Here is a 15,032-nt window from a genome sequence, read left to right as displayed (position 1 = left end):
CCGTCACCGGCGTGGGCAGTCCCCCGCCGTCGCCCCACGGGGACGCTCCGGACGGCGCGGTGGACGGCGCGGTGGCGGAGGAATCGACGGGCGCCGGGGCGGTGTACGGGTTCCCTGTCGGCGGCGCGGTGTAGGGGTTGCCCGTCGGCAGCACGGTGTACGGACTGCCGGACGGCGGCACGGTGTACGGACTGCCGGAGGGCGGCGCGGTGTAGGGGTTGCCGGAGGGCGGCGCGGTGTAGGGGTTGCCGGAGGGCGGCGTGGCGGGCGGGGCGGGCACCGGCGTACTCGGCGGTGGCACGGCCGCCAACGGCGTGGCCGACGGCCCGGGGACGGCCCCGGCGTCCGGTGCCGTCGGTGCCGGCAGCCGGGCGGGCATCGGCGGGACCGGGGTCGACGGCTCGGGTGCCGGCGGGACCCGGGGAGTGCCGGACGGTGTGGGACCCGGGTCCCGGAGGACCGCGGAGAGCAGCTCGGCGGCCTCGGCCGCGCTCGCCCGCCGGGCCGGGTCCTTGGTGAGGAGCGCGTCGAGCACCGGGACGAGCGGGCCGGCCTCGGTCGGCGGCCGGTGCGGCCGGGTGAAGACGGCGACGGCCAGGGCGTGCAGACCCTCGGCGTCGAACGGCGGTCGGCCCTCGACCGCGTGGTACAGCGTGGCGCCCAGGGCCCACAGGTCGTTGGCGGGGGTGGGGCGCTTGCCCTCCAACTGCTCCGGCGGCATGTACTGCGGGGTGCCGATCACGATGCCGCTGTGGCTCAGTTTGGTGGAGACGTCCGCGAGGTGGGCGATGCCGAAGTCGGTGAGGACGACGCGGTCCTTGGTCAGCAGGACGTTGTCCGGTTTGATGTCGCGGTGGACGATCCCCGCCGCGTGCGCCTCGGCGAGGGCTCCGAGCATGGCGGCGCCGATCTCCGCGACCCGCCGGACGGACAGCCGGCCCTCGTCACGGATCGCGGCGGCGAGGGACCGGCCCCGGACGAACTCCATCACGATGACGGGGGCGCCGTTGTGCTCGACCACGTCGTGGACGGTGATGATGCCGGGATGGTTCAGCGTGACGGCCGCGCGGGCCTCGCCGGTGAAGCGCCGCAGCAGCATGGTGCGCTCGGACTCCTCCAGACCGGGCGGGAAGAGGATCTCCTTGATGGCGACCTCGCGGCCGAACAGCTGCCGGTCGGTGCCGCGCCAGACCCGGCCCATGCCGCCCTGACCGATCCGCTCGACCAACTGGTAGCGCCCGGCGATGAGATCCGCGTTGTCCTCGGTCACCCGCCACACTCTAGGCGGCCGTACGGGCGTCCCGGGGCGGGATCAGCCGTCTCGGCGATCACTCTTCGGGATTCGCGCCGCCGATTCGCACCGGTTCGCCGCGCCATGTGACGGTACGTCAGACACCACCGGCCCGGCGGGTCGCCGGGCCGGTGGGGGTGCACGGGGGTCAGTACGGCTTGACCAGGACGTGCGAGGAGCCGGGGACGCCGATCCTCAGCAGCTCGTCGTCCTCGGGGGTGGTCGGGGCGCCGGTCTCGTGCTTGAGCACGGCGGCGCCACCGGCGCCCGTCACCCCGCGCAGCCCGGCCCCGGCACGGCTCGCCACCCGGCCGTCACGCGCCGTACACACCGGCTTCCCGCCCGGCGGACACCCGGTCCCCGCGGTCGGCCGCCCCGGAGGCATCCTCGTCCACCTGGCCGGCGGGGTCACCGGAGAAGGTGTCCCCGCGCGGGCCCTGCGGCGCAGGCGAGCCCTCCCGGGCCGGTCCGCCGTCCCCCTGCCCCTGCGCCTGCCCCTGGTGGCGCCCGACGCCCGGCCGACCGTGCGCACCCGGATCGGGCGCACCGGCCGGCGGCGCGACCGCCGGGCGGCCGAGGCCGGCCGGTTCCGCTCCGGGGTGCCCGCCGGCCGACCCGGCCCCGGCCCTCGGCGGGGCCTGGCCGCCGCCCTGGTGGCCGAAGGCGGGGTGCGGCCCCGCGGCCGACGCGGGCCGCGGCTGCGGCGACGGGCCGGCGGCGGCACGGTCGGTCGGCGCGGTGTGCTGCTCCGGCGGGAACGGCCCCGGGGAGCGGCCGGTCCTCGCGCCGCGCGGGCCGGGCGCGCTGACCGCACCGGACGGGTTGGCCGCGCCGGGGAGGTGTCCGCCGCCGCCGGGCGCCGTGCCGACGGCCGCGAGGTCGGGCCCGTCGTCCGCGCTGTGGCCCGCGTGGTGCGAGGTGCCCGCGCCCACCCCGCCGACCCCGCCCGCGAGCCTGAGCGGACCCGGCCCGGACGGGGAGGTCGGCGCGGTCAGGATGCCCTGCATCTCACGGCTGTGCGCGTCCTCGTTCTCGGTGAGGTTGCGCGCCACCTGGTCCATCCGGTCGGCGGTGCCCCGGAAGGAGCCGAGCAGGCGCTTGAGCACCTCCGTACCGACGGTGGTGGCGATCTGCTCGACGGCGGCGAGTATCAGCCGGCCGAAGGCGTCGCCGGGCCGGCCCACGTCCAGGCCCTCGATGATCCGCCGGAAGGAGTCGCCGTGCGCGTCGACACCGTCGGCGTGGCGCCGCAGCTGCTGGGCGCAGGAGGCCAGCTGCTCCAGATCCACCCCGAAGCCGGTACCCGGCGACGACCCCGATCCGCCGCCGGTCAGGCCGCCGACCACGGCCTCCACCAGGTCTCCCACCGGCTGCGCCAGCGCCTGGCCGAGCGCGGACACCGCCTCCTCCAGAATGGTGGAGGCGATCTGCTTGGCAGCCGCGACGATGGCCGCCGTGCTCCACGGCCCGGTCACCGAGGCGGCCGCCAACTCGCCCTGGGTCGCTACCAGCTGGGTCAGCGTGGCGGCCTTGCAGCCCTCGACGACCAGCGCCGCCGCGTTGAGCGCGTTCGCGGTGGCCCCACAGGCCTCGACCACCAGGCGGGAGTAGGTCGAGACCGTTCCCCACATCTCGGCCAGCCGGTCCGCGGACGCGCCGTGGTAGGCCTCCTTCAGTACGGTGAGCGCCTTGTCGGCGTCCAGTTGCACGGAGTCGATGGTCGTGGCGAGCTTTCGGAGCTCGTCCGCGAGCCTGACCACCTCGTCCTCGTTCACCTGGGGCCACTCCAGCCCGAGGAGACCGAGCACGGCGCCGAGTTCCGGCGGCAGTTCCAGTGCCATTGTTTCCCCCTAGCCCGCGCTGCGCGCATTCGAGCGCACGGATGGATCAACTCTCCGAAGGGTTGCGCTGTCGATGCCCCGCCCCGCCGACCAGGTCGGCGTCCCACCGAGCGGGCCCGCACGGGCGGCGTGCGCGCGCCCGGACGAGCAGGAGGCTAACGGCCCGCCGCCGGGCCCGGCTTGGACGAATTTGCGCTCGCGCTACTGCGCGAGGGCGCCCTCCACCCGGCGGGCGGCCGCCAGTTGCCCGGGCGTGGCGGCGGCCAGCGCCCGGAACTCCCGGCTGAGGTGCGCCTGGTCGTAGAAGCCGCAGGCCGCCGCGACGGCGGCGGCACTACCGTCCCCGTGCGCCAGCATGGTGACCGCGCGGTGGAAGCGCAGCACCCGGGCGGACGTCTTGGGCGTCAGCCCGACCTGTTCGGTGAAGCGGCGGATCAAGTGCCCCTGGCTCCAGCCCACTTCGGCCGCGATCCGGGCGATCGGGACGGTGCCGCCGGTACTCGCGAGCAGCCGCCAGGCCCGGCCCACCTCGGGCGCGGGCTCCGGGCCGCGCGCGAGCCGGGCCAGCAGGGCCGCGTCCAGCAGGTCGAACCTGGCGGCCCAGTCCCGGGTGCCCGCCAGCCGCTCGACCAGCGCCGGGGCCTCGGGCCCCAGCACGTCCCGCAGTTCGACCGCGTGGTTGGTCAACTCGCGCATCGGCACGGCGAACAGCCGGTAGGCGCCCAAGGGCGTGAGCTCCAGCCGGATCGCCTCCTGTCCGCCCGGGTGCTCGCACAGCGCCGGCCGGTCCTCCAGCCCCACGACCAGCGAACCGATCCGCCCGCTGCCCGGACCGGGTACCCCCAGCCGTCTGATCTCGGTGAACGGCTCCGCCAGGTTGATCACCACGATGGCCCGGCCGGTCGGGACCACCCGCACCCGGTACGGCAGGCCCACGGCATCCCAGTAGCCGGCGTAGCTGCGCAGCAACGGCCGCAGGGCGGGATGCCAGGGCCTGGTCGCCCGCCACCGCCCACCGACCCGGTCGACCTCGACACCCCGGCCGGCCTCGACACCGCTTCGCACGTGAAGCGTCAAGGGACCATCCTCATCGTCAGGGGGCGGCCGGGATGGACCCACCCCGGCAGCCCCGCCCGTCACCTCGTCGACCGGCCGGCCGCTGTCCCCCGTACACACCCGGCAGGCGCCGTCCGTATGACACCGGGCGGCGGAAATCTCCGCGCGAGCCCCGGAAGGGATCGGAAGGGCGGGCCTACCCGGCCGGGGCGGGGGCGGACGGCGCCGCGGTCGGACCGTCGGCCGGGGCGTCCGGTGGGGCCGGGTCGGTGGCGCAGAGCGGGACTTCGGCGGTGTTGCGGGTCCGGACGCCGGGCAGCCAGCCGGCGGTGCCGTCGGGCAGGGTGACGTGGTACCAGCGGGTGGAGGAGACGGCCGCCTCGTCGGTGATCAGGGTGCCGTCGGCGATGACGCAGTCCGCGGTGATCGTCTCGCCGTGCCAGACGCGTCCCACCACGTTCCGGGCGCTGTACTTGGCGTGCGGGTTGCCGACCAGCGACAGGGAGCACTCCATGGTGTGCAGGTCCTGGCAGGCGGCCTCGGCGTTGTAGACGGTGAGGGTCACGCCCGCGGCCCCCGAGTCGAGGTCGGGCAGGTGCCATCGCTGCGGGTGCAGGACGCCGGTCCCGAGCAGGAGGGCGGCGGCCGCGGCCAGGGCGAGGGTGGCGGCCGCGGCGATCGCGGGGACGGCCCGCCGCCGCGGCCGGGGAGCGGCCGGCGCAACGGGCCGCGGGGCGCGGATCCGCGCCCACAGGTCCTCGGGGACGTGCACGGCCTGGTCGGCGTCCCGCAGCAGCGCGCCCAGGGCGGCGGCGTCGCGATCGCGCGGGGAGTCGTTGCGCCTCATCTGTCGGCGTCCTTGAGGAGGGTGCGGAGGTGGGACAGGGCCCGGGAGCGGGCCCGGGCGACGGTGCCCCGGTGGACGCCGAGGATGGCGGCGGCCTCGTCGATGGTGTGGGCGTCGAGGTCGACCAGCAGGACGGCGGCGGCCTGTTTCACCGTGAGCTGGCTCAGCAGCCAGCGGGCCTGCCACTCGGACTCGCGGACCACCACCGGGCCCACCGGATCCGGGGCCTCGGGGACACGGTCCACCAGGATGTGCCACATCCGCCGCCGTCTGCTGTTGTGCACGACGCTGACCAGGGCGCGGAACGCGTACGCGTAGGGCGCGGGGTGCGCGGTGAGCCGCTGCGGGTTGGGGCGCAGTTTGAGGTAGGTGTCGTGAACGGCGTCCTGTGCGCCGTCGCCGACCAGGGCGACGGCCCGGCGGTAGAGCTGGGGCAACAGGCCGCTGAAGACGGCGTCGAACTCCGCCGGTCCGGGCGGAGATCCCGAGGACGACGCGATCATGCCAACCGAATTCACCTGCTCGTCCGCCGTCACGGCGACCACCCCCCGCTCCTTCATACCACCCGCCGAACCGGCCCCCGCCGGGATCGCGGCGGACCGGCGGAAAATCACCTGACCGGGTGTCATACAGAAGCGACCCCCGAGGTGTTCAGGAAGCAGTACCCGGTGCGGGGACGCCGTCCCCGCACCGCCCGACCACCCTCCGGAGGAATCCCGATGAGGTCCTTCCCGTCCGCCTGGCGCCATCGGACCAGAGCCCTCGCCGCGGCCGTGGCCCTGGCCGCCGTGACCATGCTGGCCGCGCCATCCGCACGGGCGGCCGACCCGCTCCCGCCCGTGCTGGCCGACGGCTTCGGCCTGACCCAGGTCGGCGCCGCGACCGGCACCGCCACCAACTTCGTGATCACCGTGACCACGGCCCAGGTCGCCGGCCGCCACCACATCCGGATCATCCTGCCGCGCGGCTACGCGGACCAGCCGGCCAGGCGCTATCCGGTGTTCTACCTGCTGCACGGCGCACCCGACGACCCGGCCAACCCCGGCCTGGCCTTCCCCGCGCTCACGGCCTCCGAGTCGATGATCACCGTCATCCCGGACGGCGGCCTGCGCGGCTGGTACACCAACTGGCTCGACCAGCACACCGCCGCCGGCGCGCAGAACTGGGAGACCTTCCACCTCACCCAGGTCCTCCCCTTCGTCGACGCCAACCTGCGGACCGTCACCACCAAGCAGGGGCGGGCCATCGGCGGCATCTCGATGGGCGGCTTCGGCGCCCTGCACTACGCCCAGGCCCGCCCCGACCTGTTCAGCCAGGTCGCCACCTACTCCGGTGCCGACGACATCTCGGGCGACGAGGCCGTCGTCCGGGCCGCCGTCGTCGCCAGCCTGACCAACTTCGGCGCGGCCCTCTGCGGGTCCACCACCACCCCCGGCTCCAGCTGCGGCCTGGACTTCGGCCCCTCGGTCTCCAGTGACGCGCTCTTCGGCTCGCCGTACCCGTTCTTCAACGCCGACTGGCGCTGGAACGCGGCCGACCCCTCCACACACATGGGCAGGCTGGCCGGCATGGGCATCTCGATCTACACCGGCAACGGCCAGGGCGACGGCCTCAACTCGGCCGGGGAGTTCCTGGTCGAGTCGGCGTCCCTGCACGTCAAGGAGCATCTGGACGCGCTCGGGATGCCGTACTACTTCGTCGACTACGGCGCCGGCGCCGGCTGGGGCCCCGACTGCGGCGGCGGCCACAACGGGTACTGCTGGGCCCAGGACCTGGTCGACTACGTCCCGCGCCTGGAGCGGGCCTTCGCCGCCGCCTGACGCCGGCCGGTGGGTAGGGTGCCGACGGCGGCACCCGACCCGTCCGAGGCTCCGTCGGCCCACCGACCTGACCCCCGGCACGCCGGGCCCTCACCCGCCGAGGTGGGTCGGCTCGAACATCCGCAGCAGGGCCGGCAGCACCACGACGGACGGGCCGGGCGCGCCGAGAGCGGCGGCCAGATCCTCCCGGAGGCGGTCGGGGGTGGTCGCCGTGGCGGGGACACCGAACGCCTCGGCGAGACGGACGAAGTCCGGCCGGACCAGTTCGGTGCCCGTGGCCCGGCCGAAGGCGCCGGTCATGTACTCGCGCAGAATGCCGTAGCCGCCGTCGTCGACGATCAGCCAGGTCACCGGGAGGCGGTGCTGCGCGGCGGTGGCCAGCTCGGCGATCGAGTACATCGCGCCGCCGTCCCCGGTGACGGCGAGCACGGGCGTGGGCACGCCGTCCAGGGCCGCGGCGGCCCCGAGCGCCGCCGGGAAGGCGTAGCCGAGACCGCCCGCGCCCTGGGCGGAGTGCATGGCACCCGGGTGGCGCGCGTCCCAGGCGGACCAGGCCCAGTAGCCCAGGATCGTCATGTCGAAGAAGGCCGGGGCGTCGTCGGGCAGCGCGGCGCGTACGGCCGCGAGCACCCGCTGCTCCAGGTCCAGCCCCTGGCCGGCGATCCGTTCGCGGACCCGCTTGAGCAGGTCGGCGGCGCTCGCCTCGGCGAGGCCGTCGGGGGCCCTGGTCGGGACGGCCTCGCACAGCGCGCCGAGCGCGAGGGCCGCGTCCGCGTGGATGCCCAGGGCCGGGTGGTTGGACTCCAGCTTGCCGAGGTCGGCCTCGATCTGGACGACCCGGCCGCGCGGCGCGAACGTGTGGTAGTTGCTGGAGAGTTCACCCAGACCCGAGCCGGCCACCAGGAGCACGTCGGCGTCCTCCAGGAGATCGGTGGTGTACCGGTCCTCCAGCCAGGACTGCAGGGAGAGCGGGTGTTCCCAGGGGAAGGCGCCCTTGCCCCCGAAGGTGCTCGCGACGGGAGCCCGCACCCGCTCGGCGAGCCTGCGCAACCGCTCGGTGGCACCGGCCCGCACGACGCCGCCGCCCGCCAGGATCACCGGGCACCGGGCGGACCCGAGCAGGGCCGCGGCCTCGGCGATCAGCTCCGGGCGGGGGTGGAGCGGCCGCGGCTCGGCGCGCAGGCCGCTCACCGGCGGCACGAAGGTCTCGGCGAGCAGGACGTCCTGCGGCACCTCCACCCAGACCGGACCGTACGGGACGGTGAGTGCCGACTCCCAGGCCGCCGCGACGGCGGAGGGGATCTGCGAGGCGCTGCGGGCGACGTGCACGGACTTCACCACGTCACGGAAGCTCGCCTGCTGGTCGACGAGTTCGTGCAGATAGCCCTTGCGGCGCCCGCCGAGGCCCGGGCCGGGGATCTGGCTGCTGACCGCCAGCACCGGGACGGCCGCGGCGGCCGCCTCCTGCAGCGCGGCGAGCGAGGTCAGCGCCCCGGGGCCGGTGGACAGCAGCAGCGGGGCCACGGTCCGGGCGGTGCGGGCGTAGCCGTCGGCGGCGAAGCCGGCGTTGTTCTCCACCCGCAGGCCGACGTAGCGCAGCCCGGAGCGGCCGAGGGCGTCGAAGAGCCCCAGCGCGTGCTGACCGGGGATCCCGAAGACGCACTCGGCGCCGAGGGCGGTCAGGGACTCGACGACGAGGTCGCCGCCGGTACGGACGCGGTTCACCGGTCGCCGTCCGCTCGGCCCGCGGAGATCTGCCGGGCCATCAGCGTGACGAGCTCGTAGGCGGTGTGCGAGGCCGCCACCGCGGTGATCTCCGCGTGGTCGTAGGCCGGGGCGACCTCCACCAGGTCGGCGGAGACCAGCCGGCAGCCGGCCAGACCGCGCAGGATCTCCAGCAGCTCACGGGAGGTGAGGCCGCCCGCCTCGGGGGTACCGGTGCCGGGCGCGTGGGCGGGGTCGAGCACGTCGATGTCGATGGAGACGTAGAGCGGACGGTCGCCGATCCGTTCGCGCAGCTGCTGGGCCACCTCGTCCACGCCCCGCCGCATGACGTCGGCGGAGGTGACGATGCCGAAGCCCATCTTCCGGTCGTCGGTCAGGTCCTGCCGGCCGTAGAGCGGTCCGCGGGTGCCGACGTGCGAGAGCGCCTCGGTGTCCAGGATGCCCTCCTCGACGGCGCGCCGGAACGGCGTGCCGTGGGTGTACTCCGCGCCGAAGTAGGTGTCCCAGGTGTCGAGGTGCGCGTCGAAGTGCAGCAACGCCACCGGGCCGTGGCGGCGCGCCACCGCGCGCAGCAGCGGCAGGGCGACGGTGTGGTCGCCGCCGAGGGTCATCAGGCGGGCGCCGGTGGCGAGCAGGCCGTCGGCGGCCGCCTCGATGCTCTCGATCGCCTCGCCGATGTCGAACGGGTTGGCGGTGACGTCGCCGGCGTCGGCGACCTGGGCGAGCGCGAACGGGGAGGCGTCCTGGGCCGGGTTGTAGGGGCGCAGCAGGCGGCTGGCCTCCCGGACGGCGTTGCCGCCGAACCGCGCGCCGGGCCGGTACGAGACCCCGCTGTCGAAGGGGACGCCGACCACCGCGACGTCCGCGCGGGCCACTTCGTCCAGGCGCGGCAGCCGGGCGAAGGTGGCCGGTCCGGCGTAGCGGGGGACGTGTGAGGAGTCGACGGGGCCGCGCGGTTCGGGATGGGTCATGGCGGGTGGCCTTCCTTCCGGGTGGCGCCCGATGCCGGGCGACGGGCCGGCACCGGGGTACGGCTGAGGGGTGCAGCGGGGTGGGTCCGCTCCGACCCTCGTCTGTGCTGCCCACCGGACGGCGGCGCCACGCGTGGCGTGACGCACCGCCGCGTTCCGCCGCTCCTCCCGGAGTCGCGACGGCGTGCGCCCTCGCTTCGGCTGCTTGCGCACAATCCGCTCGTCAGCCCGCGAGACTCCCACGGTCAGCCGGGCGCTACGGTGGGATACGAAGACCTCCGTGCGTGGTGTGGAGCCTGGACACCGCCACCACACCGGAGGTCTCCGCCATGGTCAAGCCCTACGACTGTCAACAACGCTCGTGGTCGATACACCTAGGTGCTGGGCGGGAGCAGACGGGTGTAGGGGAGGCCGTTGCTGGTGCCGCCGGGGGTGGTCACGGTGAGGTTGACCGGTCCGGTGGCTCCCGGTGGGGCGGTGGCGACGAGCTGGACGTCGGAGACGACGGTGAAGGCGGCCGGTGCGGCACCGAAGGTGACGGCGGTGGCGGTGGTGAGGTTGCTGCCGGTCAGGGTGACGGTGTTGCCGCCGGAGAGGGGACCCTGGTTCGGCACCACACCGGTGAGCACGGGAGCCGACAGGTAACTGTAGGGGAGGCCGTTGCTGGTGCCGCCGGGGGTGGTCACGGTGAGGTTGACCGGTCCGGTGGCTCCCGGTGGGGCGGTGGCGACGAGCTGGACGTCGGAGACGACGGTGAAGGCGGCCGGTGCGGCGCCGAAGGTGACGGCGGTGGCGGTGGTGAGGTTGCTGCCGGTCAGGGTGACGGTGTTGCCGCCGGAGAGGGGACCCTGGTTCGGCACCACGCCGATGAGCACGGGGATGTTGACGTAGTAGTAGAAGACGTTCGGGGCGTTGGTGCCGCCGGGGGCGGTGACGGTGATGTTGACGGGTCCGGCGGTCGAGGGCGGAGCGATCGCCGTGATCTGGGTGTCGGAGACCACGGTGAACGAGGTCGCGGCCGTCGCACCGAACTTCACCGCCGTGGCGGTGGTGAGGTTGCTGCCGGTCAGGGTGACGGTGTTGCCGCCGGAGAGGGGACCCTGGTTCGGCACCACACCGGTGAGCGCGGGAGCCGGCAGATAGCTGTAGGCCACGCCGTTGCTGGTGCCGCCGGGGGTGGTCACGGTGACCTGGACGGTGCCGCTGCCCGCAGGCGGAGCGATCGCCGTGATCTGGGTGTCGGAGACCACGGTGAACGAGGTCGCGGCCGTCGCACCGAACTTCACCGCGGTGGCGGTGGTGAGGTTGCTGCCGGTCAGGGTGACGGTGTTGCCGCCGGAGAGGGGACCCTGGTTCGGCACCACACCGGTGAGCGCGGGAGCCGGCAGATAGCTGTAGGCCACGCCGTTGCTGGTGCCGCCGGGGGTGGTCACGGTGACCTGGACGGTGCCGCTACCCGCAGGCGCGACAGCGGAGATCACAGTGCCGGAGACGACGGTGAACGAGGTCGCGGCCGTCGCACCGAACTTCACCGCCGTGGCACCGGTGAAGCCACTGCCGGTCAGGGTGACCGAGGTACCACCGGCACTCGCACCCTGGTTGGGACTGACGACACCGAGCGTCGGGGCGGCCGAGCCGGTGTAGGTGTACGGAAGGCCGTTGCTGGTGCCGCCGGGAGTGGTCACGGTGACCTGGACGGTGCCGCTACCCGCAGGCGAGACAGCGGAGATCACAGTGCCGGAGACGACGGTGAACGAAGTCGCGGCCGTCGCACCGAACTTCACCGCCGTGGCACCGGTGAAGCCACTGCCGGTCAGGGTGACCGAGGTACCACCGGCACTCGCACCCTGGTTGGGACTGACGACACCGAGCGTCGGGGCGGCCGAGCCGGTGTAGGTGTAGGGGAGGCCGTTGCTGGTGCCGCCGGGAGTGGTGACGGTGACCTGAACGGTGCCGCTGCCCGCAGGCGAGACAGCGGAGATCACGGTATCGGCGCTGACGGTGAACGAAGTCGCGGCCGTCGCACCGAACTTCACCGCCGTGGCACCGGTGAAGCCACTGCCGGTCAGGGTGACCGAGGTGCCACCGGCACTCGCACCCTGGTTGGGGCTGACGACACCGAGGGTCGGGGCGGCCAAGGCGGCCAAGCTGTGTGGAGCCTGAGGGCTGTTCAACAAACGACCTCCTTGTACGTGGGGTCCGACCGACAGAGGGGTGTCGGCCGGAGCCCCGGTATGGGTGGTACTGGTGGTGCCCGCCTGGGCAGAGTGCGGAGGGGATGCCTCCGCCCAGGCGGGGTCCTGGGCCGGAGCCCGGTGGCCTGCCGGGCTCCGGCGCGCGGATCAGATGCCGGGGCTCGCCACGTAGGTGAAGCCGCCCGCGGCGGTGACGGCGCCACCGGTGGTGGTGACCACGACATCGGCCGCGCCGGCAGCCCCGGGCGGGGTGACGACGGACAGCGTGGTGGCGTCGACGACCGCGAACGGCGCAACCGCGCCGCCCACGGTGACCGACTGGGTGGTGGTGAGGTTGGCGCCGGTGACGGTCACCGCCGTACCTCCGGAGGTCGGGCCGGAGTTGGGGTTGATGGTGGTGACCGTGGGAACGTCCACGTAGGTGTAGGACAGGCCGTTGTTCGTACCGCCGGCGGTGGTGACGCTGACGCCGACCGACCCGGCCGCAACGCCCGCGGGCACGGTGACGCTGATCAGGCTGTCGGACGTCACGGTCGGGACCGCGCTGTTGGCACCGAAGGCCACGCTGGTGGCGGTGGACAGGCCGGTGCCGGTGATGGTGATGGCGTTGCCACCCGCGAGCGCGCCGGAGGCGGCGCTGAGGGAGGCCTTGAACGGCGCCCCGACGTAGAAGAACGACAGCGGGTTGCTGGTCCCACCCGGCGTGGTCACGGTCACACCGACGGTCCCGGTGCCCGAGGGCGAGACGGCGGTGACCGAGGTGGGGGTGTTGGCGGTGATGGTCGCCGGCTTGGTGCCGAACTTCACGGCGGTGGCGCCGCCGAGGTTGGTACCGGTGATGGTCACGGTGGTTCCGCCACCGGTCGATCCCTGGTTCGGAGAGATAGGCATGAGGTGCTCCCTTTCCGCTGACTGGATGTGCAACTGGGGTGGGATGTCGTGCCGGTTACTGCCCCTGGCTGCGCTCGCTGGAAGTCGACGTGGCCACGTCGGTCTCCAGGTGCCGGAAGGTGCGTGCGATCGAGTGCCGGGGACGGCAGTGACCGGGCTCGTTCAGGTGATCGCAACAGTGCGCAGGGACAGGCCCGTCGACTCGCAGCCACTGCTCCGCGGGCAGGGGCAGGTTGTCGGAGGACAGCCGAACGTGGTCCAGGACGGTGGCCCGCAGAAGGGCCGGGCGTATGCGCATCATTCGCATGACGCCCCCATGGACGGCAACATGAGTCCGCCGCACCAGCCGGCGCCGAGGTGCGGCACCCGCTGGTGGATCTGTTCCTCTGTCGGGGGTTGCCCATTGCGGCACGAGGCTTGGTCGCTGACGCGGTGCCAGCAGGTAGGCCCACTGCCGCTCCCCCCCGGAGAAGGGACGAGCAGCCAACTGGTTCGGATACACACATTAACCCGTTCGGGCCACCACCCCCGCAAGGGTGTTGACACTGAGTCACTCTTACGGCGGAGCGCGAGGGGCTCGCACAGAGGCGACGGTGCGCTGTGCGCTGGCCGCTGCGGTCCCTCCGCAGCCGCTCCGCCGAGGTCACGGGCCCCGGCCGGACGTTAACGGTAGGTCAACCGCACTCCTCTCGACGACGGAGGGAGCGTGAGCGGGCGTTCGGGCGTCCGCTCGGCGAGTGCGCCGGGCCGCGTCGATCAGGGAGGCGGAGACGTCCCCGTCCCGGCGGCCCGCCGGTCACGAGCTCGGCCACGGACAGGCCGTGACCGGGGCCGACTGCCCGCAGGGTGTCGGCGGCGTACCTGCGCGGGCCATGCACACGGTGACGGGCACGCCGGCGGGCAGGGTGACACCTTCGAGGGCGGGCATCGGTTCGCGGGAGCGGGCGCCGTCGTCCAGGTGGAGGACAGGCGCGGGCGGAACCGGTCCGCCGTCGTGAACGCGGTACCGGTCGACCGGCTCTGCAGGAAGGCCGGTTGGTGCCGCAGCACCAGGGCGTCGGTCTGCTCGTCGCGCTCACCGGGGGCGGGCAGGCATGCGGGTCACCCTCGTGACCCGCACGCCTGCCCAGGGTCAGGCCGGCGGGCGCTCGTCCAGGACCTGCTGGAGCTTGCCGGTCCGCGGGTTGGTGACCAGCGCGGACCTGGGCACCCACTCGACGACGAGGTGGTGGATGGCACCGGAGTCCACCTCGGACGGGTAGAGCGGGCGGGCCCGGTACACGGCCTCGACCAGTCGGCCGCTCAGGTCGGCGGGGGGCTCCTCGGTGTACCCGAGGCGCAGGATCAGGCCGTCGCGGCCGTCCCAGCGGCGCTGCACCATCTGCATGCCGGCGATGTGCCGGTCCGGGTCGGCGTCGATGAGCACCGTGCGGATGTCCTCGGTCGGCATCGCGACCGTGCCGACCCGGGCGCCCTCGACCGACCGGCCGAGCAGCCGGAACCGTCGGCACTCGGGGTCGAGCCACTCCGCACGGTCGCCGGCCGGGTAGCGGATGATCGGCATCAGGGTGCGGAAGAGGTTGGTGACCAGGACCCGGCCGGGCACGCCCGGGGTCGTGATCGGCTCTCCGGTCACGTCGTCGACGAGCTCCACCAGGGTGCGGTTCGGGAACGCCTCGTGGACCCGGACGTCGTCGCCCGGGACGGGCGCGGCGACGAGCCCCGCGTCCACCGAGGCGTAGCCGATCGAGGAGACGGCCGCCTTGGGGAAGGCCCGGGACAGGATCGGGCGCAGGTCGGCGAAGAGCAGGTCGCCGCCGAAGAGCAGCAGTTCGACGGAGTCGGCGCTCTCACCGCGCCGGACGAGGCACTCGGCGACCGAGCTGAGCTTCATCGGCTCGCCCGCCAGCACGTGGATGCCGAAGCTGGTGATCAGGTCGGCGATGTAGTCGTCGGGGGCGGTGCCGCCGACCGGCAGCCGGACGTTGTCCACCGGCGCGTGGTGCAGGGCGTTCTCGATGTAGAGGAATCCGCCGTAGAGCTCGCCGGCGCAGAACAGGTTGGCCACCCGGTGGCCGGGCTTCAGACCGGCCTGGACCATGCCGGCGCCGAACGCGGTCACCGAGTCGGCGTGTTCCGTCCGCGACCAAGGCGAGAGCTTCGGGGCGCCGGTGGTGCCGCCGGTCTTGTAGACGCCCGCGTCGGTCAGCGGGCCGGTCAGCACCTGGTTGTCGGGCCATCTGTTGGCGGCCCAGAAGGCGGCCTGGTCGATGATGGGGAGCTGGGTGAGGTGCGAGACCGTCCGCGGCACGTCGCGGTACGCCTGCGCGTAGAACGGCGAGTGTGTCCGGGCGTGGTCGACCAGCTCCTGAAGCGGTTTCGCGGGCACTGTCTC

11 protein-coding genes and 1 pseudogene are annotated in these 15,032 nt (G+C 74.0%); 1 reads left to right on the top strand and 11 read right to left on the bottom strand.

Going from position 1 to position 15,032, the window contains the following annotated elements; genetic code table 11:
- Positions 1–487 precede the first annotated feature (487 nt).
- The 6 genes and pseudogenes from OG871_RS33960 to OG871_RS33935 all read right to left on the bottom strand — a co-directional run.
- Positions 488–1,270: pseudogene (locus OG871_RS33960) on the bottom strand (serine/threonine-protein kinase); the annotation flags it as partial.
- Between the two features lie 169 nt (positions 1,271–1,439).
- A complete protein-coding gene (locus OG871_RS33955) occupies positions 1,440–1,598 on the bottom strand; it encodes a hypothetical protein (protein ID WP_371502079.1) in 159 nt (52 codons plus the stop codon).
- 7 nt (positions 1,599–1,605) lie between these two features.
- On the bottom strand, positions 1,606–3,132 hold the full coding sequence (locus OG871_RS33950; protein WP_371502077.1) for a hypothetical protein: 1,527 nt from the start codon (positions 3,130–3,132) through the stop codon (positions 1,606–1,608).
- Between the two features lie 201 nt (positions 3,133–3,333).
- A complete protein-coding gene (locus OG871_RS33945; RefSeq protein WP_371502076.1) occupies positions 3,334–4,209 on the bottom strand; it encodes a helix-turn-helix domain-containing protein in 876 nt (291 codons plus the stop codon).
- A 175-nt stretch (positions 4,210–4,384) separates the two neighbouring features.
- The gene (locus OG871_RS33940) at positions 4,385–5,035 is read right to left on the bottom strand and encodes a hypothetical protein (protein ID WP_371502074.1); all 651 of its coding nucleotides are present in this window, start codon (positions 5,033–5,035) and stop codon (positions 4,385–4,387) included.
- Positions 5,032–5,580, bottom strand: coding sequence for an RNA polymerase sigma factor (locus OG871_RS33935; protein ID WP_371502072.1), 549 nt, complete (start codon positions 5,578–5,580; stop codon positions 5,032–5,034). Before OG871_RS33935 ends, OG871_RS33940 begins: the two co-directional genes overlap by 4 nt.
- Positions 5,581–5,754: 174 nt before the next feature.
- On the opposite strand from OG871_RS33935, the gene OG871_RS33930 reads away from it, so the two are divergent.
- Positions 5,755–6,855, top strand: coding sequence for an alpha/beta hydrolase (locus tag OG871_RS33930; protein WP_371502070.1), 1,101 nt, complete (start codon positions 5,755–5,757; stop codon positions 6,853–6,855).
- A gap of 90 nt (positions 6,856–6,945) precedes the next feature.
- Here OG871_RS33930 and OG871_RS33925 read toward each other — a convergent pair whose 3' ends face one another.
- The 5 genes from OG871_RS33925 to OG871_RS33905 all read right to left on the bottom strand — a co-directional run bounded on the left by OG871_RS33925 (position 6,946) and on the right by OG871_RS33905 (position 15,026).
- Positions 6,946–8,580 carry a thiamine pyrophosphate-binding protein gene (locus OG871_RS33925; protein WP_371502068.1) on the bottom strand — a complete coding sequence of 545 codons (1,635 nt, stop codon included), beginning with the start codon at positions 8,578–8,580 and terminating at the stop codon, positions 6,946–6,948.
- Complete coding sequence (speB, locus tag OG871_RS33920; protein ID WP_371502066.1) at positions 8,577–9,551, bottom strand: agmatinase; 975 nt, start codon at positions 9,549–9,551, stop codon at positions 8,577–8,579. Before speB ends, OG871_RS33925 begins: the two co-directional genes overlap by 4 nt.
- A gap of 374 nt (positions 9,552–9,925) precedes the next feature.
- Positions 9,926–11,689, bottom strand: coding sequence for a beta strand repeat-containing protein (locus OG871_RS33915; protein ID WP_371502064.1), 1,764 nt, complete (start codon positions 11,687–11,689; stop codon positions 9,926–9,928).
- 204 nt (positions 11,690–11,893) lie between these two features.
- On the bottom strand, positions 11,894–12,637 hold the full coding sequence (locus OG871_RS33910; RefSeq protein WP_371502062.1) for an IPT/TIG domain-containing protein: 744 nt from the start codon (positions 12,635–12,637) through the stop codon (positions 11,894–11,896).
- A 1,132-nt stretch (positions 12,638–13,769) separates the two neighbouring features.
- Complete coding sequence (locus OG871_RS33905; RefSeq protein WP_371502061.1) at positions 13,770–15,026, bottom strand: phenylacetate--CoA ligase family protein; 1,257 nt, start codon at positions 15,024–15,026, stop codon at positions 13,770–13,772.
- Between the last annotated feature and the right edge of the window lie 6 nt (positions 15,027–15,032).

The sequence above is a fragment of the Kitasatospora sp. NBC_00374 genome (assembly GCF_041434935.1).
Classification (GTDB): domain Bacteria; phylum Actinomycetota; class Actinomycetes; order Streptomycetales; family Streptomycetaceae; genus Kitasatospora.
This window is presented reverse-complemented; position numbering and strand designations above follow the sequence as displayed.